Below are 24,322 nucleotides of genomic sequence, written 5' to 3'. Positions count from 1 at the left end.
GGTTCTCTAGTTATTTAAAACTAACTATTCGTTTATAAATAAATAGTTGGTATTTGATTTCACTTTAGTATTGTTCAAAAATATTTTGTCTTTCTGATTTACTAAAAATAAATATTCCTCTTTTATCGTTTTGTAGTATGTTTTATCTAAAAAGTAATACTTAAACATCGATATTTTTAATTTTTTTATTTCTTTATCTATATTAGAGTTCCTATTTGGATTAGATAAATAAAGCAATTTCATTCTTCTATTCTGCTCATCTTTATGATCATAACTACTTTCTTCTCTATATTCTCGATCATGAAAAATTCTAGTATTTGGTACCACTCCTAATTTTAACTTTTTGTACCAAAGTCGATGAAGATAATTACTATCCTCTCCGTAATGAAAAAAAACTGGATTAAACCCTCCAACAATTTCCAAACATTTTTTTGTCATTAACCAAGCAGCTGCATTTGCTCTACCTGTATAAACATCTTTAAGCTTATTCAAATATAAATCTGATAAAAAATTTGGTGTTTCGCTTGGCACTAAACATTTAGAAAACAAATAATCTATTTTATCTCCACTACCATTTAAATGAATAGGACTTACAATGCCATATTCATTATTTTGTATCAATACATTTTGCAAAACCTCAACTGTATTTGCTTCTACGGTTGCGTCTTGATTAAGTAAGAAAAAATATTCTCCTCCATTTTCCAAAGCTATTTTTAACCCTTGATTATTTGCACCACCAAACCCTTTATTCTCTTTGTTTTCTATTAATATAACAGATGGATAATTTTTCTTGATATATTCTACAGAATTATCTGTGGAATTATTATCTACCGCAATAATATTAACTGCAATTGAACTATTTTGTAAAGAATCGAAACATTTCTGTATCCAATCTCGGCGCATGCCATTATAGATGACGATTATAGCAAAAACTTTCATAATTGATATTTAGTTTAATAGATTTTATTAAACAAATTAGTAAAAAAAGTACCATTACTTGCTTTATCACAAACTATCGTAACCTTATACTTATAATAATCTATTAAATAACTTGCTTTTAATAGCTGAACTTTAGGAACACCGCCAGATGAGCCAATATTTGGATATATAAATACAATATTCATAAAGGTTATTAAGGTTTGTTTATAGTTACAAATTGTACTTTAGGTTAAACAAATATACAGTTTATCTAACGACTCAATAATCAGAATCTATATTTATTAGAAAAATAATTCCCAATAAAAACATTGCTCCGACTCTCCGTGGATATACCGTGGATAGAGAACGGATATACGAAGGTCTTACAATCATCGAAGAATGGTCTTACAAAGTCTAACAAGAGGGCATTGATAGGCAAATTCATGTAAAAATCGGCAAATCTCGGAAGCAACTTAGCTTTATAGAAAAAGCTGGGCCACTTTATGGGTACATTTAATTTTCTATAAAATGGGAAAAATCAATGATTCTTTATTGTCGGGCACATCAGGACGCACTGGGCGTATTGTCGTTGCCAATGTTTTTGGAAATGAAATTTCCAAAATTAGACCTCGAAAGAGAACGAAAAAGCCATCGCAAAAACAAGCACTGATTCAGCTTCGCATGAAAAAATGCGCAGAATTTATGGCGTCTTACCGTTCTTTTGCTTGTAGCCATTATGGGAAGAGAGTGGGAATGAACTCTTGCTACAATTTGGCGATGACCAATTTACTCGAAAATTTTACTATTGATTACGATACACAAACTTTCAACATCAACTACCCTACGATTTATTTTGCGAAAGGAAATTTGATGGGAATTATTGGCGTTACCTTCAACATGCCTTCTAATGATACCCTAGAAATTAATTGGCAAAACAACGCAGGATCTATCACCGAACGAGAAAATGATTGGCTACAAGTACTGATTGCTACAGAAGGGGAAGCAAATACCATTTTCTTAGAAAATGCAGCAAAACGTAGTACAGAAACCTTCACCGCGATTATTCCACCAATACAGAGTGGAAAAACGATTCACCTTTGGCTATCTTTCAGGTCAGAGGACAACAGTGAGGTAGCGAATTCGTTTTATGCAGGAACTTTAATCTCCTAAAAAAAGAAACTCAAATCAGCATTGGAAAATCATTCCCACCATGCTGATTTGAGTTTTATACACTACACGATTTTTAATTTTGAAATTTAGAAGTTTTCTTTAACTTAACTAACTCAATTTAAACATCTTACCAATGACTATATAATATTTTCGTTAACTACTAAAGCTTAACAATATGAATAATTTTACTTACTCTGAACATTATCTACAAGTCTTACGAAAGACAACCAAAAAGTTAATCAAGAAAAATGTAGATCAGCTCATATTTACGGATGATGATATTTTAAGCGACGAAGAAGTCATGAAAATTCTAAAGATTTCTAAAAGAAGTCTTTTCGAATACCGTAAAAAAGGTTTTATACAATTCATTAAAATCGGTGGACGATATTATTATATCCGCCTAATTTTATACCTAGATTTATTGCAACTCTACCAAGTGCCCTTAGAAAAAGAAAAAAAATAACTTACACTATATTGCTTTTATCTCTTTTTCAACCCCTAAAAAATGATGAAAAACTATTTCTATTTTCTATTCAAAAAAAAATGAATCGATAGTTCTGGTGTTGGATTTTTGTGTGAAAAAATAATCAACCTGTTAATGAACATCAGATTAATTAATATAGAAAATAATTGTTTCTATCAATTTTTATTACAAGAAGTATTTTTTTAGAATAAAAGCAATTTTCAATCGATTGCTTTTTATTTTTCTTAATCTTTTAAAGAAAGATGTTTCTCCAGACAATGTTTCAAAATCCCAATAAACCAAAGCGTAATGAATTCTTTTCTTAAAAGGGATTTGAGTATAATTCATCAACTCTTCAAAGGAAATTGCTGCTCCTTTTGGGTTATTCTTTAGTAGTTGAATAAAATCAGAACTTAAACCATCTTCCTGATATTCAGCAACAACGACAGTATCTTTTATATATAAAAAATTATAAAAACAACTAATTCTTTTAAAAACAATGGATTCTTTTAAAAACTTTTCCCCTTCAAAAACTGGATATGGATATTGTTTTGCAATTTTAGTTTTAAATATATATGAATTCTCTCCTAATAAATTCTTTTCATATCCTTTTCCAGAACCAAATGAATTATAGATAAGATTGTCTTTTGCTAGTGGTTTGTATTTATCTAAATTAGGGTGATTAACAACATAAATAGGAGATGCTATTGCAGCCAATGTATCGTCTTCATCTATTAGGTCTATTTTTTTATAAATAAGATTTATTCCATTTTCCACCATTTTATCATCACTATCTATGGTTAAGAAATAGGTAGTATCTATATTTTCTAAAGCAGTATTGATCGCGACATGTTTTCCTTGATTTGATTGAAAAATATAAGTTATTTTGAAATCTGCCTCAGTAGAAAATTGATCAATTAGTTCTTTAGTATTATCTGTAGAACCATCATCAACCACAAGCCATTTGAAATTCTTATTTTTTTGTGTTACTAAACTTTCAAAAAGTCTTGGCAATAAATGAGCACGATTATAGGTTGGTGTAAATATTGTAATCATCTATAATTCTTGTAGTTGAACCATTTTTCTAAACTTTTCTGATTTGGCTAGTAAATTTTGATATTCACCACTTTCTACAATTTCTCCATCGTGCATTAAGTAAATACAATCCACATCTTTTATTGTGGATAATCTATGAGCAATAATAACTATTGTTGTTTTCCCTTGTAGCAAGTCGATACTATCTTTAATATATCTTTCGGTTTCGGAATCCAAAGCAGATGTTGCCTCATCAAGAATAAGTAAATCTACTTCTCTATACAACTCTCTTGCGATTGAAATTCTTTGCTTCTGTCCTCCAGAAACCAGTATTCCATTATTACCTAATGCAGTGTTTTCTTTATCTTTTAGCCCAGCATAGAAACTATCCAAAGCTACCATTTTCAATGTTTGATGAAATTTCTCTAAATTATCTTCGTTTTTTTCATCCCACATAGTTATATTATTAAACAAAGTATCATCAAAAATAACTGCCTCTTGTGTAATATATCCAACTTTCTCACGATAAGACCGTATATCAAACTTATCTATACTCTCCTCATCACTGTACATCTGACCTTCATGTGGGATAATTAACCCACATATAATATTAGCCAAAGTTGTTTTACCTGCACCACTCTCTCCAACTAAAGCAATCGAAGTATTTTTACGAATTTGAAGATTAATATTTTTTAAAACTCGGGTTTCTCCAAATGTCACATGAATATTTTGTAATTCTATATTGTTAATATGATCGATTTTTTCTTCAGAAATATTTTCTTTAAAATCATCCATTTCAACAATTAAACTCTCTACTGCATTTACTCCTACAGAAGTTTTTATGAAACTATTTATAGTACTTTGTAGAGAAACAAGATAATTCAATGATCTATAAAACAACAATAAACTCACCATAATTGATGAAAAGTCATTCTGTAATACTTCAACTTGTAAATAAAGCACTACAGCAATAATTATGATGATCATTGGCTCACGCAATGACTCAGCTATTGTTCCAATTAATCCTATTTTATAAGATGTATTTTCAGAGTTTTTAATATCATTCTCTAAACGACTTTTAAAAATAGTGAATTTGTTAGTCGCTTTAAGATACTTAAAGTTATTGCTAACTTGTATCAGTTTCCCACTAAAACTATTACCAATACTCAACAATTCTCCTGCATGTTTTTTAGTAACTTTATTGATGTATTTGTATAAAAAATTAGTCAATCCCGCACCGAAACCAATCATTATTGCAAATTTCCAATTTGCTAAAAAGGCCATTAAAACATACGTAATAAGCATCACCACATGCTGTATAGACATAAAATAGGCATTCATACTAGTCATAACCTGACCAGTCTGAGCAACCATAATATTTTGTACTTTTCCTGCATCCAAATGAGTGAAACCTTCATAGCTTAAGCCATTAAGTCCTGCCAATAGCTTCAAGCGTATCTTTCTCAATGCTATTAAAAGTGTCTTATTCAAATAATTACCTTTCAAATAATAAAACACCCCTTTTAGTACAAAAAGTATAATCATGATGAGAAGAATATTGCTTAAGTTTACTTCTATATTCTTCTCTTGTAAAAAGTCTAATAAAGGCTGTAAATTACCTAAAGATTCATTGCCAGAACTATCAGAATTTGTTGCAATTGCCAACAAAGGAATAAACATGGCTAATCCTAAGCTATCAAATAATCCTATCAGGAAATTCAGAAATACATATACGTAAAAACGATTTCCGATAAATCCTTTTACATACTTAAAATAGCCGTAATAAGAAATTTCACTATTTTTCTTTAGCTTATCCACTACTCCAATATCTGTTTCAAATACTCACCATAACCACTTTTACCGTATTTCTCGGCTGCAGTCAAAAGTTGTTCCTTGTTAATAAATCCATTTCTATAAGCAATTTCTTCGATGCAAGAAATACTAAAACCTTGTCTTTTTTGGATCACCCGAACATACTCCGATGCTTCGTGCAAAGACTCGAACGTACCGGTATCCAGCCAAGCTGTTCCCCGTCCCATGATGCCCACTTCTAGCGTTCCACTTTCCAAGTACACTTTGTTCACATCGGTAATTTCCAATTCACCACGCGCCGATGGTTTCAAATTCTTAGCAATTTCTACCACTCGATTATCATAAAAATAAACACCCGGAACCGCATAATTCGATTTCGGATGAGTAGGTTTTTCTTCTATCGAAACTACTTTTTCTTGCTCATCAAACTCAACAACTCCATAACGCTCCGGATCAGAAACCTGATACGCAAACACACAACCGCCTTCTACATCGGTTTTGCTTTGTAGCAACTTGGCCAAACCTGCACCATAGAAAATATTATCACCCAAAACCAGCGCAACCTTATCTTCGCCAATAAATTCTTCGCCAATGATAAATGCCTGCGCCAAACCATCGGGGCTTGGCTGAATTTTATATTCGATTTTACATCCGATTTGCGATCCGTCGCCCAAAAGTTTTTGGAATGAATCGGAATCCTGTGGCGTGGTAATGATCAAAATATCACGAATTCCCGCCAGCATCAAAGTGGAAAGCGGATAATAAATCATGGGTTTATCATAAACCGGCATCAGCTGTTTACTCACAGAAATAGTCAACGGATAAAGTCTCGTCCCGGAGCCACCGGCTAATATTATTCCTTTCATTTATAAGTATTTAAGTATTTGAGTGATGAGTTATTGAGTATTGCTGAATGTCCATTTTCCTGAATCTTTCGACATTTTAACTAACATAGCCAATATTTCATCGTACTTCAAATACAATTCGTTATATATTTCTTTATCAATATAATTGCAAGCTAAAGAAAAATCCAGCCAATTTTGTGTCTCGGCTGCTTCTCCTTCTGAATCAATTAGTTTATTGATAAATAATTTTTCATATCTTCTTTTTCTCCAAGCTTCGGAAATATTTCCACATACGGATCTGGAAGAACGTCGGATTTGGTCTGTTAGTGAATATCTTTCTTCAATAGGAAATGACTTACTCAAAAAATAAATTTGCATTGCTGAATCAAAGGCTTTCTGATAAACTATTAAATCTTTATGATATTTTATTAAACTCATCTCTCAATTATTTAATTGTTCAACCACTCAACCATTCAACCACTCAACCATTCAACCACTCAACCACTCAACCACTCAACCATTCAACCATTCAATCACTCAACCACTCAACTATACTGTTTGTCATAATATTTCTGATATTCACCCGATGTTACATGGTCCAACCACTCCTGATTGGCTAAAAACCAATCTATCGTTGCCGATAAACCTTCTTCGAAGGTTACGGATGGTTTCCAACCCAATTCTTTATTTATTTTTGTAGCATCGATCGCATAACGCAAATCGTGCCCCGGACGGTCTTTTACGAAAGTAATTAATTTCTCACTTTCGCCTTTTTCACGACCAAGTTTCTCATCCATTTGTCGACAAAGCTCTTTCACCAAATCGATATTCGTCCATTCATTGAACCCTCCAATATTGTACGCTTTTCCTGTTTTTCCTTCGTGGAAAACCAAGTCGATTGCTTTCGCATGATCGATCACATACAACCAATCGCGGGTATATTTTCCGTCACCATAAATCGGTAAAGGTTTTTTATTTAGGATATTATGAATGCATAGCGGAATCAATTTTTCTGGGAAATGATTCGGGCCATAATTGTTAGAACAATTTGTGATTACAATCGGTAAACCATAGGTATCATGATACGCTCGCACAAAATGATCAGAAGATGCTTTGGAAGCCGAATACGGAGAATGCGGATCATACGAAGTTTCTTCAGTGAAATATCCAGTTTCGCCTAGCGTTCCATAAACTTCATCTGTAGAAACATGATGAAAACGTTTTCCTGAATAATCATTTTGCCAAGTTGCTTTTGCAGCATTTAATAAATTAACCGTTCCGATTACGTTCGTCATCACAAAATCTATCGGATTGCTGATCGAGCGATCCACATGCGACTCAGCGGCTAGATGAATTACGCCATCGGGCTGATAGCGCTCGAACAATGCATTCACCGCTTTTGCATCGACAATATCCACTTTCTCGAAGCGATAATTCGGATGATGTTCTACATCTTTCAGGTTTTCTAGATTTCCGGCATACGTCAGGGCATCTATATTCACAATCGTATAATTCGGATGTTTCTGCAAAAACTCGCGAACCACGTGCGAACCAATAAAACCTGCTCCTCCGGTAATAAATATCGTTGTCATAAATTGCTTTCTTAAATAGTTATACACTGTTCTTTTGCCAATTGATTTGTAGAAAAATATTTCTCTCCTCTAGAACACCTAACTCCTATAAGTTTCAATCATCAAATATAACTTATTCTTTTGTTTATCACTCATCAAATTGTATTAACTCTGATGTAATCAACAATGCATCAGCGTCTTCTATTGCCGTATACCTATCGCTTGTATTGTGGATTTTATGACCTGAAACTTTTTTTACATTTTTTGGGATAATAACCCTGTCGTACATCACAGCCTCTGTCTTTTCTTTTATTTATTCATTGAGCATTTCAAGAGCCAATTTCCTACTCGTTTATCCGACCCCATTTCAAGACAAAACTTATCATTCTTCGTTCCGACCAATATCATACTTTGCATGTTCAGACGAGTTTTCAGGCATCCTACTTACCAGAAATCTTGCTTCGGTCAACGAACGATAAACCCGACACTAGAAATCGAGAACTTGGTAAGAAGTAGCTCCTACAAACACACGGTTTGGATACCTAACATCTTAAAGTAGCACAACCTTTGTGTATAAATTCTGGATTAGAAACCACTTATCTTGTTCCTACAACAGCAATATTCATCGTTTATGTTGGCAATTAAAGAGCACAAAATTACATATTTTGCACGAATATTACTACCCAAAAAACATTGACATTTAAAAAGTCTGACGGTTAAATAATATTAAAAATCAATTGCTAAACAAAAGTATTTTTCTAATAAAATCTCATAAAACATTAGTAGTTCCTTAAAAATCAAATTACCTTTACCAAGAAATAAAAATAGCATGTCAGTAACCAAAGATTTAAAACGTATAACGACCGAAACAATTCGTAAAATGAAATTTTCGGGCGAAAAGATATCCATGTTAACGGCTTATGATTTTACGATTGCTACTTTAGTAGATGCAGCCGGCACCGAAATAATTTTGGTCGGAGATTCTGCTGCCAACGTTATGGCCGGTCACGAGACTACTCTGCCAATTACTCTAGACCAAATGATTTACCATGCACAGTGTGTTGTTCGTGCTGCAAAAAGAGCATTGGTCGTTGTAGATTTACCGTTTGGTACTTATCAATCTGACCCACAAAAAGCATTGGAATCTGCCGTAAGAATCATGAAAGAGTCGGGTGCCCATGCCGTGAAATTAGAAGGCGGAAAAGAAATCGAAGAATCGATCAAAAGAATCATCAATGCAGGAATTCCTGTGATGGGACATCTAGGGCTTACACCTCAATCGATTTATCAATTCGGGTCGTATAAAGTACGCGCCAAAGATAATTCTGAAGCAGAACAACTCATCAGCGATGCAAAACTGGTAGAAGAGTTGGGTTGTTTTGCCTTGGTGATGGAAAAAATCCCTGCCGATTTAGCCAAAAAAGTAACAGAAACCATCCAAATTCCTACAATCGGGATTGGTGCCGGAAATAGTACAGATGGGCAAGTTTTGGTCGTGCACGATATGTTGGGCCTCAATAACGAGTTCAACCCTAAATTTGTTCGCAAATATTTACAACTAGAAGACCAAATAAAATCAGCAATCGAAAATTATGTAGCCGATGTGAAGTCTTCTGATTTTCCAAATGAAAATGAACAATATTGATAACTTATCCAACATAAAAATAAGTTAATGATGAAAAACTGTAAAAATAATCCTAACGAAAACTAAATTTTTTTATCCATTATAATTCATGGTAAACCCTGACATTCTATTCGAAGACAATCATTTATTGATTATAAATAAAAAACCTGGTGAATTGGCACAAGGCGACAATACCGGCGATATCCCACTAGTAGATAGCCTGAAAGCCTACATCAAAGAACGTGATCACAAACCTGGCAATGTGTTTTTGGGTTTAGTTCATCGTTTGGATCGACCAACTTCTGGGATAATAATGTTTGCAAAAACATCAAAAGCTTTGGCACGCATGAATGATGCCTTCCAGAAGCGGGAAGTAACCAAAGTGTATCGCGCATTGATACAGGGAAAACCGCCAAAAGAACACGATCGTTTGACACACTACCTTCGTAAGAATCAGAAAAACAACAAAACAACCGTTTTTAGCCAACCCACCAACAATGCCAAAGAAGCAATTCTCGAATACTATTGGGTAGGAAGCCTGGATTCGTATGAAGTGCTCGATGTACAACTTTTCACCGGACGCTCTCACCAAATTCGGGCACAACTGAGCTTTATCGGATGCCCCATAAAAGGCGATCTGAAATACGGTGCAAAACGTTCTAATCCAGACGGAAGCATCTCTCTGCATGCAAGAAAATTAATATTTACGCATCCCGTGAGCAAAGAAGAAATCACCATTATTGCTCCTCCACCAAAAGATGTTTTGTGGGAGGCAAGTTTAGGTTTTGAGTAAATCTCTATCTTTACAGACATTTTTTCATTATATGAATCAGTTGGTGTTTTGGATAGTAAAGGCCTTTTCTAAGTTACCCTTTCCGGTCTTGTATTTTATTTCGGATATCATTTATTTCGGATTGAATTATTTGATCGGTTATCGACGCAAGGTAATCTTCAACAATCTAAAAAATTCATTTCCCGAAAAATCCAATCGAGAGATAAAACAAATCCAAAAAGAATTCTATAAAAACTTTGCCGATTATTTGGTAGAAACCCTCAAAGCCTTCACGATCAGCCCAGAAGAACTTGAGAAACGACATACGCATTCTGGTTTAGACATTATGAATCAGATTCAGCTCGAAAAGAAAAATGTTTTTTTAATGGCGGGTCATGTTTTCAATTGGGAATGGTTTATTGGCACAGCACTTATCTTACCTACCCCAAAAAATGTTGCCGTGTATCATCGTTTACGAAATGCTTTTTGGGATAAAAAAATGCAACAATTACGCGCTCGTTACCGAACAACAACCATAGAAATGCGTCGCGTAATCCGAGTAATGTTACAAACACCCAATGACGGAAACACGACCTATCTTTTGATTGCCGACCAGAGTCCGAAGAAACATGAAATACATTACTCGCTAGATTTCTTACATCAACAAACACCTGTCTTTACGGGTTTCGATAAGTTGCTAACCAAGAAAGATTTTGCAGTTGTCTATGCCCAAACGACCAAAATAAAACGCGGCTATTATCATACCGAATTCATTCGAATTTTACCCGATGGTGAAGATTTTGTAGAAAACGAAGCGGTAAATAAGTTCTTTCATCTGCTCCAGAAAACCATTCAGCAACAACCAAGCAATTGGTTATGGAGTCATAAACGTTGGAAACATGCACAAAACAAATCTTATGGATAAACTGGCAATTTGCATTCTAAATTGGAACGGCAGAAAACTATTGGAAGAGTTTCTACCATCGGTTGTCGAAAACAGTAAAGGTTACCCGATTTATCTTATAGACAACCAATCGTCTGATGATTATTTAACACTATTGCAAGAAAAATTTCCAGATGTTCGGGTTATACAAAACTCTGAGAATCACGGTTTTGCAAAAGGCTACAATATTGGTTTACAATCTATTGATGCAGAATATTTTTGTTTACTAAATTCGGATGTAGAAGTTAGCAAAAATTGGATAGAACCGGTTCTGCAACTTTTTGATACGGATAAAAACATTAGCGCAATTCAACCCAAAATTTTATCCTACCGAAACAAAGACGAGTTCGAATACGCTGGTGCTGCAGGCGGTTTTATTGATAATTTGGGCTATCCGTATTGCCGAGGAAGACTTTTTTTTACCATAGAAAAGGACAGACAACAATACAATGATTCGATTGAAATTTTTTGGGCTTCGGGCGCGTGTTTATTTATTCGTGCAAAAGATTATTGGGCTGTCGATGGTTTTGATGAAGATTTTGAGGCTCACATGGAAGAAATTGATTTATGTTGGCGTCTGAAAAATAGAGGCAAAAAGATTATGTTTTGCGGAGATTCTACGGTTTATCATTTAGGAGCTGCAACGCTGAAAAAAGATTCGTACAAAAAAATGTACCTCAACTACCGCAATAGTTTATGGATGAATGTGAAAAACCTACCCAAAAGTCGTTTATTTCCGTGTCTTTTTGCAAGACTTTCTTTAGACGGAATAGCGGCAATTGCTTTTTTACCAAGTAAAGGTTTCTCTCATTTGCGTGCTGTATTTTGGTCACACATGCACTTTTATCGTGGCCTGAAAAAAATGTATCGCAAACGAGAACTTCATCCTATCAAAAATTATTATCAGACAAAGTTTCTTGTTTTTCAGTATTTTATTGCTACCAAAAGAAAATTCACCGATCTCGATAATTAATCTTATCCTTCTTTTTATATTTTAGGTAAAACTAACTTTTTTTCGATTGTTTGTAAAAACATAAAAGAGAATTTTAATCATAAAATCTTCTTCCTATCGAGTATTTTTTTATAATCTCTACAATAAAATATCAAACTAAGAAAAACCATAGAACCAAGCGGATAACAATTTAATTCCCACTATAGGACTGATGCTTCTAGTAAGTACAAATACTACTCATCAAACCAAAAACAAAACATAATCTATAAAAAACACAAAAAATTTATCTACAATTCTGATAATAAAAGAGAAATGAAACAAGGCACAAAAAAAACTAGCCAATAGTTCTAATTTCTCCTTATTTTTAAGCATAAAATAACTTAAAAATGAAAGCATTAATCATTGTCGATTTACAGTACGACTTTTTACCAGGTGGTAAATTGGCCGTTCCTCATGGAGATGAAATCATCAAACGCATCAACGAATTGCAAGCCAAGTTCGAGCTGATTATTGCCACCCAAGATTGGCACCCCGAAAAACACCAAAGTTTTGCATCTCAACATCCGAACAATCAAGTTTTGGATATTGTCGATTTGCAAGGTTATCCGCAAACACTATGGCCAGATCATTGTGTGCAAGGAACAAAAGGCGCAGAGTTGAGCCACGAATTACATCAGAACAAACTTTCCGCAATCATCCGAAAAGGCATGAATCCTTCGATCGATTCGTACAGTGCTTTTTTCGATAATAACCATCAACGCAAAACTGGCTTACACGGCTACTTACAAGAACATGGCGTAACCGAAATTTTTGTATGCGGTTTGGCTGCTGATTTTTGTGTCTATTTCACCGCCATGGACGCACTGAAATTGGGATACAAAGTTCATATTCTCGAGCGTGCCGTAAAAGCGATTGATAATGAAATGTACCAAGAAAAACTAAAAACATTTATTACCAAAGGCGGACAACTCACAAGCTATTTGGATTAAAAAAAATGGATTAGATGTAACGATTACAAAAAAAATACACCTAATAAAAAAACACAACGATTATGAAACAATTTATTTATACTTGTCTGATTGCTTTTTCTGCCATACATGTCGGATTTGCACAAAACCAAAACATAGAAGCCACCTATGTTATGAAAATCGATTTGAATGTTGAAGAAAACTTGAAAAACGTTCCGAAAGCATTTCAATCCGAAGCAAGAAAAAACCTAGAAACTGCTAATAAAGAAGGTGTTTATGTAGATTACACCCTGAAAGCAGATGGCAAAAAATCTGTTTATCAATTGGTAGAAAAAATTAGTAATGATAATTCGATATCGGCACAAGTCGTAAAAATGATGACGATGATGGACAAAGAACCTCTGTACAAATTAATCGACAACAACGAATACACAAAACTCTATGACATGTTTGGCAAACGCTACCAAATAAAAGACCAATTAATCAACTTCAACTGGAAAATAACCCGTGAGAAAACTAAAATCAACGGATACGATGTTACCAAAGCAACAGGCGTTATCAACGACAGCATTCCGGTAACTGCTTGGTATGCACCACAAATTACTGTAAAAGATGGTCCCGACCGTTTTTGGGGTTTGCCAGGTTTGATTGTGAAAGTTGACGGTAAAAATGAAAAAGCAGATTTTTCTATCCAATTAAAAGACCTAAAAATCACTGATAAACCAGTGAAAATTAACGTTCCGACCGAAAAGAAAACCTATACCATGAAAGAATACGAAGAAGAAATGCGTATTTGGGAACAAAACATTCGCGAACAAATGAACCAAGGCGTAGAAACCGATTAATTACATAAGCTCTATTAAAATTAATGTATGAGGATTGTATTTTTCTTGACCTTATTATTGGGATTATCCAATGGTATTTTTGCACAAAACTGTACCGTGAAAGGTATTTTACAAGACGAAAACGGCTTACCTATCAACGATGCAACGGTTTCTATTTTCAATACGCAAAATGAAGGAGTTGGTTTCACCTATTCTAACCTCGAGGGTGAGTTTTCACTTGAGGTTCCTTGCCATGAAAAGTATGAAATAGAAGTCGAACATTCTGGTTTTGAGCAAGTGGTTCAAGCATTGGATTTATCAAAAAATCAGCAACTAAAACTAAAACTAAAAGCCACCAAGACCATTGCTTTGCAAGAAGCCATTATCAATGCCAAACAAGCAATAAAAATAAAAGGAGATACTATAGAATATGATGCAGACTCCTTCAAGGTTGGGAATGAAGAAGTGTTGGAGGATATCCTAAAAAAACTGCCCGGTATTGTAGTAGAAAACGGAAAAGTATACCACAACGGGAAAGAAATTACTACTATCACCGTTGGCGGACGTGAAGTCTTGGGAGGTAACACCAAATTACTGAACAAGAATTTACCATCGGATGCAGTGGATAAAATCCAACTAAACAAGAAATTCAAAGCCAATCCATTTGCCTCTTCCCTACAGCAAGATGAGCAGATGTCGCTCAATATCGAACTAAAAGAGGACAAAAAAAATCTTGCCTTCGGGAATATAACCATTGGTGGAGACGCCAATCAACACGCCGATGCACAATCTAAAACATTTTATTTTAGCGAAAAAACAGATGCTACGCTCATCGGAGATTTCAACACTTATGGCAAGCAAGTTTTTAATCAGGAAGATTATATGAGTTTTTTTGGGGTATTCTCTGATTTCAACTCAGAAGGAAGTATACTCTCTTTGCGTTCTGCCAACACTACATTTAGCTTTCTAAGCACCCAAAATCAGGCACGAGAACTGAACACGTTTACCAGTGCAGCACATATGGGCTACCAAGCAAATAAAAATCTAATGGTGACCGGTTTTGGGATGTTGGCTTCGAACAATATCCGATACAATCAGTTGACAAAACGCTTTCATAGTGCATCGATCAACAACCGAATCGATCTAGATGAAGAACGAAATAAGCAAAATATTTTATCAGCAATGGGACGTTTACGACTTGATTATTCTCCGTCTGATCGATCGCAAATCAAGTATCGATTGAATTTCAATTATACCAAAAACAATCTAGAACAAAACCTATCATCCTACCAAAATAACACTTTTAGCGCCAGCAGAAGTGTAGAAAACAAACGGACGAATAACAGTATTACACAGAATTTTAGTTACATAAAAAAAGTAGGAAAAGACGATAACCTTGGTCTGTATTTCCGTCATCAATACCAAGAAGAAAAACCTGATTTGATGATTCGCTCTTCGCATGAGTTTTTGAGTAATCTTTACCCATTCTCGCTAAACTCAATCGATCAGCAACAGAAAACAAACGTAAATACCTTGCAGCTATATGCTGTTTATAACCATTTATTGAGCTATACTACAAACTTAAACCTAAAAGTAGGCACGAATTTCAGCAACCAAAAAAACACGACCACTACATTTGGGCAAGAAGAAATTTTGGCAGGAGAATTCTATAGCGGACGTGCCGATATGGACTTTCAACAGTTTTATATTTCGGCTTCAATCAAAAAGAAATTTGGTAGGTTTTTGATGGATGTCGGAACAGGCTTGCATCATTTGTATCAAAATATCGATTTTCTTAACGAAAGAAAAGAAGAAAAAGATACAAAATTTTTTCCGTTTGCAAATTTCGAATATAATTTTAGCAACGCTCATCAATTGAGTTTGGATTATCGCAGAAATTATTCTTATCCATCAATTAGAGATCTGAATCCATTGATGAAAATAAATTCTTATTTTTCTGTTTTTTACGGAAATAGAGATTTATACGCAAGCAATCAACACGATATGAATTTGAGATATTACTATTTCAATTCATTTTCCTTTTTCAATATTTACGCACAAGTAAGTTATACGATTCGCGACAATTCGATACAAACCATGTCTAATTTCTTGACCTATGTACCGCCAAATAATCCGGAAAATATACAGTTTAACCAAAGCAATACGCTGATTAATAGCCACAAAAACGAAAAATCTTTTTCTGCCAATTTGAATATCGGAAAACGCTTTTCTAAATTTTATCGTGCAAGTATCAACGGTAATTTTTCTAATATGGATTATTACACCTTTGTAAATAATGAATCGACCAATACACGTACAATTTCTCATTTCTATATGTTGGATAATATTTTCACATTCAAAAAGAAAGTAGAATTTACGGCCGGCCTCAAATGGATGCAAAATGATTATCGTTCACTAACAAAACAGAGTTTCGAGTCGTGGGTACCGAACGGTAATTTTGCTTGGACCTTTTTAGACAAATGGCTACTTCAGTCGGATATCAACTATCATTTGCAATACCAAAATGGCGAAAAAATCAATGAAGCCAAAGAACTCAATGCGTCTTTGCGCTATAATATTGCTAAAAAAACATACATTACTTTTATCGCAGGAAATATTTTAGGAAATGATTTACTCGTGACCAATTCATTCAACGATAACTATACCCAAACCACTCAGCAAGAAGTATTGGGTCGTTATTTTTTGGTAAATCTACGATATAAATTTTAAGGATTTTCTCAAAACCTCCGTTTACAAAATGCCGCTCCGAACTGGGCGGCATTTTTGTTGCAAAAAAGATTTTCTTATTTTTTTTCTAAAAAGAAATCTCGTATCAATTCCATTGCCCATAAAAAATCTTCGGGTAGTTGACCTTCGGTCCAAGGTTCTTTCGAACCAAAAGCATGATTCACACCTGCCAAAACCTGTAACTCAATAGTAGGATTCCATCTTTTCAGGTTTTTGGCTTCTTCTACCGAAACCGTTTCATCTGCATCACCATGTAGATTGAGATACGGAATGCTTAAATTCTGAATATTTTTTTCAATCGACAGACGATTTTCATGCTGGATATAGTCCTCATAAAACTGATAATTCATCGGCATCCATTGCTGGGTTCTCATATTCTGAAAACGATATACTCCAGAATCTTTCCAATCTTCTAATTCTTGCTCCGAATAATTTCGGAAACGATCTAGGTAAGAAATCGCACCAAGTGTAGCTATCTTTTTCACACGTGGATCTTCTATTCCTTTTAGAATCGTGATTCCTCCACCTCGAGAATGGCCAATCAAATAAACCTCATCGCGATTAATCTCTTTTTCGGGAATCCAATCACCGCTAATCGCATGCGAAATAACCAAGCCCAAATCATCGAGTTCTGTAGAATAATTATTTTCACCGAAAGCTTCTAATTCTGTAAATTTTTGCGTATTGGTCAATCCAATTCCGTTGTACGAAAAATTGTATTTGATGAATGCAAAATGATTAGTAGCCCAAAATTTTGCCATCAAATCAAAACATCCATGGTCTTTAAATCCTTTGAAACCATGGCTAAAAATTACAATCGGTTTCTTTTTTCCATCTCGTAGATAAGCAACATCATACAAAGATTTTCGTTCTCTACTTCCTTGGAAGAGATTGTTTTTTGATAGAACTATTTTCTCGAACATTTTTCGGGTTATAAAATCTTTTTCTAAACTCCAACCACGAGCAGGCGAATATTCTCTCCCATACATGATGATCTGGATATGCAGTTTATTCCATACCTCACGAGGGAAAATACGTTTAGCATCGCGTTCGGTTTCTTCTACATTTTTTCCTTTGGTCAATTTCCACAATTTCATCAATCGGTGGATATGTGTATCGACCGGGAAGGCCGGAATCCCAAACCATTGGGCCATCACCACCGATGCAGTTTTGTGCCCAACACCTGGTAATTCTTCTAATTGCTCGAAGGTCGATGGAACTTCGCCATCATATTTTTCGACCAACATTTCTGATAGAAGACGAATATTTTTGGCTTTGGTGTTCGACAAGCCTATTTGCTTTATATATTCTTTGATTTCTTCGACTTCGAGCTGCATCATTTCTTTTGCATTATTGGCTCGAGCAAAAAGAGCAGGCGTTACTTCGTTTACTTTTTTATCGGTTGTTTGTGCCGAAAGCAAAACAGCTATCAGCAATGTAAAAGCATCTTGATGATGCAACGGAATGGGTGGATTTGGATATAATTTTTCTAATTCTTGAATAAGAAAATCTATCCTTTCCTGTTTTTTCATCATAGGGAATATCTTTCATCTATAGACAAATTTACAAGGAATAAAATGAATAGAAAAAAGTAGAGAATTTCTCTTTTTGTGACAGAATGAATGATTGGGTGAGAATAGTCTAGCATCTTTCTGAAAAACAAAAAAGTCGAACCTATTCAACTCGACTTTTTGAATTTTGATTGTTCTATTCATTGGTTTGTATAGGTTTTTCGACAACCGGAAGAATTTCTCCTTTCTCTAAACGATATCGGTTGATTTCTTCTGTCGGAATTTCTTTGGTATAATCGACCTTATGCACGATAAAACCTGCATCTTCTAAGCGCTGATAGTAATCCAAACCATAAATCCGAACGTGATCATATTGACCAAATTTTTCTTTTCGCTCTTCTTTGCTTGTCACAGAACTATCTTCGTAGGTAAGCTCGCGTTGATAACTTATCGGTACCTGAAAAATTCCCCAGCCACCTGGTTTCATCACTCGAAAAAGCTCGCTCATCGCCTGATGATCATCCATGATGTGTTCGAGAACATGGTTACAAAAAATTACATCGAATGTGTTTTCTCCAAAGGGTAAATCGCAAATGTCTGCTTTTACATCGGCCAAAGGCGATTCTATATCAGACGTTATATAGTCTAGATTTTGCATTGCCCGAAAGCGTTTATAAAATGCTTGTTCGGGTGCAATGTGCAGCACTTTTTGTTTTGCCTGAAAAAAATTGGTTTTATTGGTAAGGTACAACCACATTAATCGATGCCTTTCTAAGGAAAAGGTATTCGGTGCCAATACATTTTCGCGTTGTTTTTCGTATCCATAGGGCAACATTTTATAATATCCTTGTCCATCGATTGGGTCGTAGTAGCGATTCCCTTTTAGTAGCCATACCAAAACAGGCCGAATGATATAGCTAATGTTGATGAGTATTGGTCTTGGGATTAGGTTCATCCCATAGCGGAAAAGTCGCTTCATGAGTACGAACTATTTAAAAAGATATGGTTTTTCTTCATCGGATTCGATTCCTAGAGCTTCGTATATATATCCGAAAGTTGACAATAATTTAGGTTCGCCTTCTACCAAGCATACATCGTGCTCGTAATGAGCAGAATATTTGTTATCGCGTGTGGTCACTGTCCAGCCATCTTTATGGAATTTTACTTTATCGGTTCCCATATTGACCATCGGTTCGATGGCTAACACGATTCCGTTTTCTAGTTTTTTACCAGTTCCTCTTCTTCCGTAGTTGGGTACTTGCGGATCTTCGTGCATCTCGCGTCCTAGGCCATGCCCTACTAATTCTTTTACAATTCCGTATCCTTCTGCTTCGCAGTGTTGCTGAATTGCATAACCTATATCACCAATACGGTTTCCTTTACGCATTTGTTCAATTCCTTTGTATAGAGATTCTTTGGTTACACGAAGTAACTTTTCGGTTTCTTCATCAATATTTCCTACTGCAAAGGTGTAGGCATGGTCTCCATAAAACTCGTTCATATAGACTCCACAATCTACGGATACGATATCGCCATCTTCTAAAGGAATATCGTTCGGAATGCCGTGTACGACTTGTTCGTTTGGTGAAATGCATAAGTTTTTTGGAAAATCATACATTCCTAAAAATGCTGGATACCCGCCATGGTCTCGAATAAATTCTCCACCTAATTTATCTAAATGATTGGTTGTTACGCCAGGTTTAATTTCTTTTGCTAACATACCTAAAGTTTTCGATACCAATTGTGCACTTAGGTACATGAGCTCTAACTCTTCTTTTGTTTTTAAAATTATCATAATCTAAAAAATCCTCTTTTTTTCTTTTGTTCTTTTTTCTCACCATGATGTAGAGTGAACTCTATTTTTTGTGAAATTACTTGATAGACTTCTCCCCAACCGGGAAATCCCCCTAAATTTCGATCGTCTATAAATAGATCAGCATTTATTTTTCTGCTTTGTTGTTTTGGGTCGTATTCTTCACCCTCGAAACTACTATTTACGGCATAGAATTCTATCCCATTTGCTCTACAAAACTCAACAGCTTCGGATAATTTTTCTCCGCTGCGGTACGTCCAGAGTATCAATCGATAACCTTCATTTTGTAGTTTTTTTAGCGTTTCAAAAGCAAATAACTTTGGTTTCCCTATTTGCGGATATTTATCTTCGACTATTGTTCCATCAAAATCAACTGCTATTATTTTTGTATTCATCATGGTTTTATCTTGTTTAGGAGAGATGTATTTGTATCTAAATATTGCCTAAATGTTTTTTATGAAACCAAAATATCACCTATCATTTCGGTCGGAATTGGTATTTGCATCACTGTAAGAATAGTAGGTGCAATGTCGCCTAGTTTTCCATGTTTCAAATTCCAACGACGATTTTTATCTACAACAATCAACGGAACGGGATTTGTACTATGCTGTGTATTGGGGCTACCATCTTCGTTAACCATACAGTCAGAATTTCCATGATCTGCCAAAATAAAAGTGGTGTAGTTATGTTTTAGGGCAGCTTCTACGATTCTTCCGACACAAGAGTCTACTACTTCAGCAGCTTTTTGTGCGGCAGAAAAAATGCCTGTATGCCCAACCATATCAGTATTAGCAAAATTTAATACAATGAAATCTGCTGTTTCTTGATTGATTTCTTCTAACAATGCATCGGTAAGCTCATAGGCAGCCATTTCGGGTTTTAGATTATATGTTGCTACATCTCTCGGAGATGGTTTTAGGATTCTCTTTTCACCCTCGAACGGTACTTCTCTGCCTCCCGAAAAGAAAAAGGTAACATGTGGATATTTCTCTGTTTCTGCCATTCGGATTTGGGTTTTATGATTTTTCTCTAAAACCTCCCCTAAAGTCATTTGCAGAGTAGAATCCTGAAAAACAACTTCTACATTTTGATATGTTTTATCATAGTCTGTCAGAGTAACGTATTTTAGTTTTAATGCAAACATTTGATGCTCTGGAAAATCTTTTTGCGATAATACTTCGGTAATTTCTCGTCCACGATCTGTTCGGAAGTTGAAGCAAATCACTACATCTTCATTTTCGATAATGGCTTTCGGTTGATCATTTTCATCAGTAACAATAATGGGCAACAAAAATTCGTCGGTCAAAGTATTGGCATAAGCATCTTCTATTGCTTTTATCGGTTGTGTTGTGTATTCGCCAAAACCGTGAACCATAGCATCATAAGCTTTTTTCACCCGCTCCCAACGTTTATCCCGATCCATTGCATAGTAACGTCCTGTAATCGAAGCAAGTTCCCCTACCGATGTTTGCATATGGGTTATGAGTTCTTGTATGAATTCTTTACCGGATGTAGGGTCGGTGTCTCGCCCATCGGTAAAAGCATGTACAAAGACGTTTTTTTCGAGCCCAGCTTCTTTGGCTGCATCGAGTAATCCTTTGAGATGATTGATATGAGAATGCACTCCACCATCGGAAACTAATCCTATGAAATGGACTTTTCTACTGTTTTCTTTGGCATAAGAAAAAGCATCATGAAGCACTTTTTCTTGTAATAATTCTTTGTTTTCTACTGCACGATTGATCCTCACTAAATTCTGATAAACCACTCTACCAGCTCCTAGATTCATATGTCCCACCTCTGAATTCCCCATTTGTCCTTCTGGCAAACCGACTGCTAACCCAAAGGTGTCTAACGTTGTATTGGGATAATTTGTCATCAAGGTATCGATATTGGGTGTATTGGCTTTTGCTATTGCAGAGACTTTCGGGTCTGGATTGATTCCCCAACCGTCTAAGATTAATAATAGTGCTTTGTTATTTATCATACTTGTAAACTGTAAAAGAAAAATCCAAAGTTACGAACTTTCGATTTATTACTGGGTCAATTTGCGACTTCACTTATAAATTTTATTCGCATCAATCGCAGTTCTTCTTCGTCGTAATCATCGCTAAATTCATCGAGAAGATTCGCCATCGAGTCGTTTTCGGCTTCCATCAAATAGTCGAAAATTTCTTCTTGTTGATCTTCATCCAAAACCTCATCTATATAATAATTGATATTCAACTTTGTTCCCTGATAAACTATACTTTCCATTTCTGACAATAACTCATCCATCGAAAGGTTCTTCGCAGAAGCTACATCTGCTAAATCGAGTTTTCGATCAGTAGATTGAATAATATATACTTTATGACTTGTTTTATCGGCCACTTGTTTGATTACCATGTCATCTGGTCGTTCGATCTGGTTATCTTCTACATACTGTGCAATGTAGGCTACAAATTCTTTCCCGAACTTTTTTGCTTTTCCTTCTCCTACTCCATATACGTTGGTAAGCTCGACGAGATTGGTAGGGTATTGCATGGTCATGTCATCTAAACTTGCGTCCTGAAAAACGGCAAAGGGAGGCAACTGATGCTTCTTAGCAATTTTTTTTCTTAATTCTTTGAGATGTTTTAGAAGTCGATCATCAAAAGCTGCAGGTGAAGTAGGTGTTTCATCTACTATTCCTCCATCGAGTAGCTTTTTATAATCTATATCTTGAGCAATCTCGAATTTAGTCGGATTGTCTAAAAATTCTCTTCCTTGCTCAGTTATTTTCAGTAATCCATAAGTTTCTATTTCTTTTTTCAGATAATTATGGACGATTAATTGTCGTACTACCGTTTTCCAGAAACAATCTTCTTTGTCTTTCCCGATCCCAAAATATGGTTCTGATTGTAAGTTGAATGATTTGGTTATAGAGTTTTCTTTGCCAACCAATATATGGACTATATCAGCAATACGTAATTTTTGATTGGTTTTCTCTACAATGGTCAAAACTTGCTGTGCTTCTCGGGTAGCATCCATCATTTTTTTAGGATTACGCATATTATCGTCCATATTAGCACCCGCACCGTTTACTTCATCGAATTCTTCTCCGAAATAATGGAGCAAAAATTTTCTTCTCGACATAGAAGTCTCGGCATATGCTGCCACTTCATTCAACAGTTGCATACCGATCTCTCGTTCTGCAACTGGTTTACTAGCCAAAAACTTCTCTAGTTTTTCGATATCTTTATAATCGTAAAAAGCCACACATTCTCCTTCTCCACCATCTCGACCTGCTCGTCCAGTCTCTTGATAATAGCTCTCTAAAGATTTTGGAATATCGTAATGAATAACAAATCGTACATCGGGTTTATCGATTCCCATCCCAAAAGCAATGGTCGCCACCACAACATCTACATCTTCCATAAGGAACATATCTTGGTGTTTACTTCTTGTTTTAGCATCTAAACCAGCATGGTACGGGATCGCCTTTATTCCGTTTACTTGAAGAAGTTGTGTTAATTCTTCAACTTTTTTTCGACTAAGACAGTACACGACTCCTGATTTTCCTTGTCTTTTTTTGATGAATTTTACAATTTCTTTGTCTTGATTAATTTTCGGACGAACTTCATAAAAAAGATTGGGACGATTGAACGAGTCTTTGAAAACCCTAGCATCTTGCATGCCCAATGTTTTTTGGATATCTTCTTGTACTTTTGGTGTTGCTGTAGCAGTGAGTGCTATAATAGGAGCATTCCCTATTTTTTGGATAATGGACTTTAGATTTCGGTATTCTGGACGAAAATCATGACCCCATTCTGATATACAATGAGCCTCGTCTATAGCGAAAAAAGAAATTTTTACCGTTTTGAAAAAATCGATATACTCTTCTTTGGTTAATGACTCTGGTGCTACATACAACATTTTTGTTTTACCTGCTCGAATATCGTCCATCACAATTTTTGTTTCGGATTTGTTGAGCGACGAATTTAATACATGAGCTACTTCATTGGTCGATATGCCACGTAACGCATCTACTTGATTTTTCATCAATGCAATTAGTGGCGATACTATAATGGCCACCCCTTCCGACATCAAGGCTGGCAATTGATAACACATAGATTTTCCTCCGCCAGTTGGCATCAGTACAAAAACATCTTGGTTATTCAAAAGCGTTTTAATAATTTCTTCTTGTTGCCCCTTAAATTGATCATACCCAAAGTATTTCTTAAGGTAGCTAGATAAATCTTTTGTATGCGTCTCCATCATTCCTATCAATTCAATTTTATCAAAATACTATAAAATTTTTCTTATAATAAACCCTATATTTGGAGGCGAATTCAGTAAAACTTAAATCCTATAACTTCCAATCATATAAGGAAT

At 35.1% G+C, this 24,322-nt stretch carries 21 protein-coding genes and 1 pseudogene; 9 read left to right on the top strand and 13 right to left on the bottom strand.

All coding sequences use genetic code 11. From position 1 onward, the window contains the following. Window positions 1-24: 24 nt before the first annotated feature. Complete coding sequence (locus tag HMPREF2660_RS05585) at window positions 25-939, bottom strand: glycosyltransferase family 2 protein (protein WP_070486012.1); 915 nt, start codon at window positions 937-939, stop codon at window positions 25-27. Window positions 940-1,446: 507 nt separating this feature from the next. Between HMPREF2660_RS05585 and HMPREF2660_RS05580 the strand changes: the two genes are divergently transcribed. Next, the gene (locus tag HMPREF2660_RS05580) at window positions 1,447-2,088 is read left to right on the top strand and encodes a DUF6266 family protein (RefSeq protein WP_070486010.1); all 642 of its coding nucleotides are present in this window, start codon (window positions 1,447-1,449) and stop codon (window positions 2,086-2,088) included. 175 nt (window positions 2,089-2,263) lie between these two features. Further along, window positions 2,264-2,551 (top strand): helix-turn-helix domain-containing protein, encoded by a 288-nt coding sequence (locus tag HMPREF2660_RS05575; RefSeq protein ID WP_070486008.1) that lies wholly within the window; start codon window positions 2,264-2,266, stop codon window positions 2,549-2,551. A 186-nt stretch (window positions 2,552-2,737) separates the two neighbouring features. On the opposite strand, the gene HMPREF2660_RS05570 is transcribed toward HMPREF2660_RS05575, so the two are convergent. From HMPREF2660_RS05570 to HMPREF2660_RS10975, 6 genes are all read right to left on the bottom strand, one after another. Continuing rightward, on the bottom strand, window positions 2,738-3,607 hold the full coding sequence (locus tag HMPREF2660_RS05570; RefSeq protein ID WP_070486006.1) for a glycosyltransferase family A protein: 870 nt from the start codon (window positions 3,605-3,607) through the stop codon (window positions 2,738-2,740). Further along, complete coding sequence (locus HMPREF2660_RS05565) at window positions 3,608-5,404, bottom strand: ABC transporter ATP-binding protein (protein ID WP_070486004.1); 1,797 nt, start codon at window positions 5,402-5,404, stop codon at window positions 3,608-3,610. It abuts the gene before it with no gap. Continuing rightward, on the bottom strand, window positions 5,404-6,264 hold the full coding sequence (gene rfbA, locus HMPREF2660_RS05560; RefSeq protein ID WP_070486002.1) for a glucose-1-phosphate thymidylyltransferase RfbA: 861 nt from the start codon (window positions 6,262-6,264) through the stop codon (window positions 5,404-5,406). The genes HMPREF2660_RS05565 and rfbA overlap by 1 nt, the downstream gene beginning before the upstream one ends. A gap of 30 nt (window positions 6,265-6,294) precedes the next feature. After that, complete coding sequence (locus HMPREF2660_RS05555) at window positions 6,295-6,681, bottom strand: four helix bundle protein (RefSeq protein ID WP_013597729.1); 387 nt, start codon at window positions 6,679-6,681, stop codon at window positions 6,295-6,297. A gap of 107 nt (window positions 6,682-6,788) precedes the next feature. Then, on the bottom strand, window positions 6,789-7,835 hold the full coding sequence (gene rfbB / locus HMPREF2660_RS05550; protein ID WP_013597730.1) for a dTDP-glucose 4,6-dehydratase: 1,047 nt from the start codon (window positions 7,833-7,835) through the stop codon (window positions 6,789-6,791). Window positions 7,836-7,962: 127 nt separating this feature from the next. Continuing rightward, window positions 7,963-8,103, bottom strand: coding sequence for a hypothetical protein (locus HMPREF2660_RS10975; RefSeq protein WP_168160791.1), 141 nt, complete (start codon window positions 8,101-8,103; stop codon window positions 7,963-7,965). Between the two features lie 540 nt (window positions 8,104-8,643). Here HMPREF2660_RS10975 and panB point away from each other — a divergent pair. From panB to HMPREF2660_RS05515, 7 genes are all read left to right on the top strand, one after another. After that, a complete protein-coding gene (gene panB, locus HMPREF2660_RS05545) occupies window positions 8,644-9,459 on the top strand; it encodes a 3-methyl-2-oxobutanoate hydroxymethyltransferase (RefSeq protein WP_013597731.1) in 816 nt (271 codons plus the stop codon). Between the two features lie 88 nt (window positions 9,460-9,547). After that, window positions 9,548-10,231, top strand: coding sequence for an RluA family pseudouridine synthase (locus tag HMPREF2660_RS05540; protein WP_013597732.1), 684 nt, complete (start codon window positions 9,548-9,550; stop codon window positions 10,229-10,231). Window positions 10,232-10,262: 31 nt separating this feature from the next. Beyond that, on the top strand, window positions 10,263-11,135 hold the full coding sequence (locus HMPREF2660_RS05535) for a lysophospholipid acyltransferase family protein (RefSeq protein WP_070486001.1): 873 nt from the start codon (window positions 10,263-10,265) through the stop codon (window positions 11,133-11,135). Beyond that, window positions 11,128-12,126 (top strand): glycosyltransferase family 2 protein, encoded by a 999-nt coding sequence (locus HMPREF2660_RS05530; RefSeq protein ID WP_041942248.1) that lies wholly within the window; start codon window positions 11,128-11,130, stop codon window positions 12,124-12,126. Before HMPREF2660_RS05535 ends, HMPREF2660_RS05530 begins: the two co-directional genes overlap by 8 nt. 365 nt (window positions 12,127-12,491) lie before the next feature. Beyond that, the gene (pncA, locus tag HMPREF2660_RS05525; RefSeq protein ID WP_070485999.1) at window positions 12,492-13,094 is read left to right on the top strand and encodes a bifunctional nicotinamidase/pyrazinamidase; all 603 of its coding nucleotides are present in this window, start codon (window positions 12,492-12,494) and stop codon (window positions 13,092-13,094) included. A gap of 62 nt (window positions 13,095-13,156) precedes the next feature. Continuing rightward, a complete protein-coding gene (locus tag HMPREF2660_RS05520; protein WP_070485997.1) occupies window positions 13,157-13,918 on the top strand; it encodes a GLPGLI family protein in 762 nt (253 codons plus the stop codon). Window positions 13,919-13,945: 27 nt separating this feature from the next. Next, window positions 13,946-16,627, top strand: coding sequence for a TonB-dependent receptor (locus tag HMPREF2660_RS05515; protein WP_070485996.1), 2,682 nt, complete (start codon window positions 13,946-13,948; stop codon window positions 16,625-16,627). Window positions 16,628-17,556: 929 nt separating this feature from the next. Here HMPREF2660_RS05515 and nth read toward each other — a convergent pair. The 6 genes and pseudogenes from nth to recQ form a co-directional block, all read right to left on the bottom strand. Continuing rightward, window positions 17,557-18,177 (bottom strand): annotated as a pseudogene (nth, locus tag HMPREF2660_RS10860) (endonuclease III); the annotation flags it as partial. A 175-nt stretch (window positions 18,178-18,352) separates the two neighbouring features. After that, window positions 18,353-19,135: a class I SAM-dependent methyltransferase gene (locus HMPREF2660_RS05505; RefSeq protein WP_013597739.1), complete on the bottom strand. Its 783-nt coding sequence runs from the start codon at window positions 19,133-19,135 to the stop codon at window positions 18,353-18,355. A 9-nt stretch (window positions 19,136-19,144) separates the two neighbouring features. Continuing rightward, the gene (gene map / locus HMPREF2660_RS05500; protein WP_013597740.1) at window positions 19,145-19,951 is read right to left on the bottom strand and encodes a type I methionyl aminopeptidase; all 807 of its coding nucleotides are present in this window, start codon (window positions 19,949-19,951) and stop codon (window positions 19,145-19,147) included. Continuing rightward, window positions 19,948-20,367 (bottom strand): BT0820 family HAD-type phosphatase, encoded by a 420-nt coding sequence (locus HMPREF2660_RS05495; protein WP_013597741.1) that lies wholly within the window; start codon window positions 20,365-20,367, stop codon window positions 19,948-19,950. Before HMPREF2660_RS05495 ends, map begins: the two co-directional genes overlap by 4 nt. 56 nt (window positions 20,368-20,423) lie before the next feature. Beyond that, the gene (gene gpmI, locus HMPREF2660_RS05490) at window positions 20,424-21,953 is read right to left on the bottom strand and encodes a 2,3-bisphosphoglycerate-independent phosphoglycerate mutase (protein WP_041942250.1); all 1,530 of its coding nucleotides are present in this window, start codon (window positions 21,951-21,953) and stop codon (window positions 20,424-20,426) included. Between the two features lie 59 nt (window positions 21,954-22,012). Then, window positions 22,013-24,205 carry a DNA helicase RecQ gene (gene recQ / locus HMPREF2660_RS05485; RefSeq protein WP_070485992.1) on the bottom strand — a complete coding sequence of 731 codons (2,193 nt, stop codon included), beginning with the start codon at window positions 24,203-24,205 and terminating at the stop codon, window positions 22,013-22,015. Between the last annotated feature and the right edge of the window lie 117 nt (window positions 24,206-24,322).

It is taken from the genome of Weeksella sp. HMSC059D05 (assembly GCF_001809725.1).
Taxonomy (GTDB): Bacteria; Bacteroidota; Bacteroidia; order Flavobacteriales; family Weeksellaceae; genus Weeksella; species Weeksella virosa.
The sequence above is the reverse complement of the archived record's forward strand: the minus strand, read 5'-3'. Positions and strand labels throughout refer to the sequence as shown.

Bases quoted from the DNA above. Each gene is read 5' to 3' on its own strand.
- HMPREF2660_RS05540 (WP_013597732.1), top strand. From the start codon at position 9,548: ATGGTAAACCCTGACATTCTATTCGAAGACAATCATTTATTGATTATA.
- HMPREF2660_RS05580 (WP_070486010.1), top strand. From the start codon at position 1,447: ATGGGAAAAATCAATGATTCTTTATTGTCGGGCACATCAGGACGCACT.
- HMPREF2660_RS05515 (WP_070485996.1), top strand. From the start codon at position 13,946: ATGAGGATTGTATTTTTCTTGACCTTATTATTGGGATTATCCAATGGT.
- HMPREF2660_RS05520 (WP_070485997.1), top strand. From the start codon at position 13,157: ATGAAACAATTTATTTATACTTGTCTGATTGCTTTTTCTGCCATACAT.
- rfbA (WP_070486002.1), bottom strand. From the start codon at position 6,264: ATGAAAGGAATAATATTAGCCGGTGGCTCCGGGACGAGACTTTATCCG.
- HMPREF2660_RS10975 (WP_168160791.1), bottom strand. From the start codon at position 8,103: ATGTACGACAGGGTTATTATCCCAAAAAATGTAAAAAAAGTTTCAGGT.
- HMPREF2660_RS05585 (WP_070486012.1), bottom strand. From the start codon at position 939: ATGAAAGTTTTTGCTATAATCGTCATCTATAATGGCATGCGCCGAGAT.
- HMPREF2660_RS05530 (WP_041942248.1), top strand. From the start codon at position 11,128: ATGGATAAACTGGCAATTTGCATTCTAAATTGGAACGGCAGAAAACTA.
- HMPREF2660_RS05555 (WP_013597729.1), bottom strand. From the start codon at position 6,681: ATGAGTTTAATAAAATATCATAAAGATTTAATAGTTTATCAGAAAGCC.
- HMPREF2660_RS05495 (WP_013597741.1), bottom strand. From the start codon at position 20,367: ATGATGAATACAAAAATAATAGCAGTTGATTTTGATGGAACAATAGTC.
- HMPREF2660_RS05570 (WP_070486006.1), bottom strand. From the start codon at position 3,607: ATGATTACAATATTTACACCAACCTATAATCGTGCTCATTTATTGCCA.
- HMPREF2660_RS05575 (WP_070486008.1), top strand. From the start codon at position 2,264: ATGAATAATTTTACTTACTCTGAACATTATCTACAAGTCTTACGAAAG.
- rfbB (WP_013597730.1), bottom strand. From the start codon at position 7,835: ATGACAACGATATTTATTACCGGAGGAGCAGGTTTTATTGGTTCGCAC.
- recQ (WP_070485992.1), bottom strand. From the start codon at position 24,205: ATGGAGACGCATACAAAAGATTTATCTAGCTACCTTAAGAAATACTTT.
- panB (WP_013597731.1), top strand. From the start codon at position 8,644: ATGTCAGTAACCAAAGATTTAAAACGTATAACGACCGAAACAATTCGT.
- map (WP_013597740.1), bottom strand. From the start codon at position 19,951: ATGATAATTTTAAAAACAAAAGAAGAGTTAGAGCTCATGTACCTAAGT.
- pncA (WP_070485999.1), top strand. From the start codon at position 12,492: ATGAAAGCATTAATCATTGTCGATTTACAGTACGACTTTTTACCAGGT.
- HMPREF2660_RS05535 (WP_070486001.1), top strand. From the start codon at position 10,263: ATGAATCAGTTGGTGTTTTGGATAGTAAAGGCCTTTTCTAAGTTACCC.
- HMPREF2660_RS05505 (WP_013597739.1), bottom strand. From the start codon at position 19,135: ATGAAGCGACTTTTCCGCTATGGGATGAACCTAATCCCAAGACCAATA.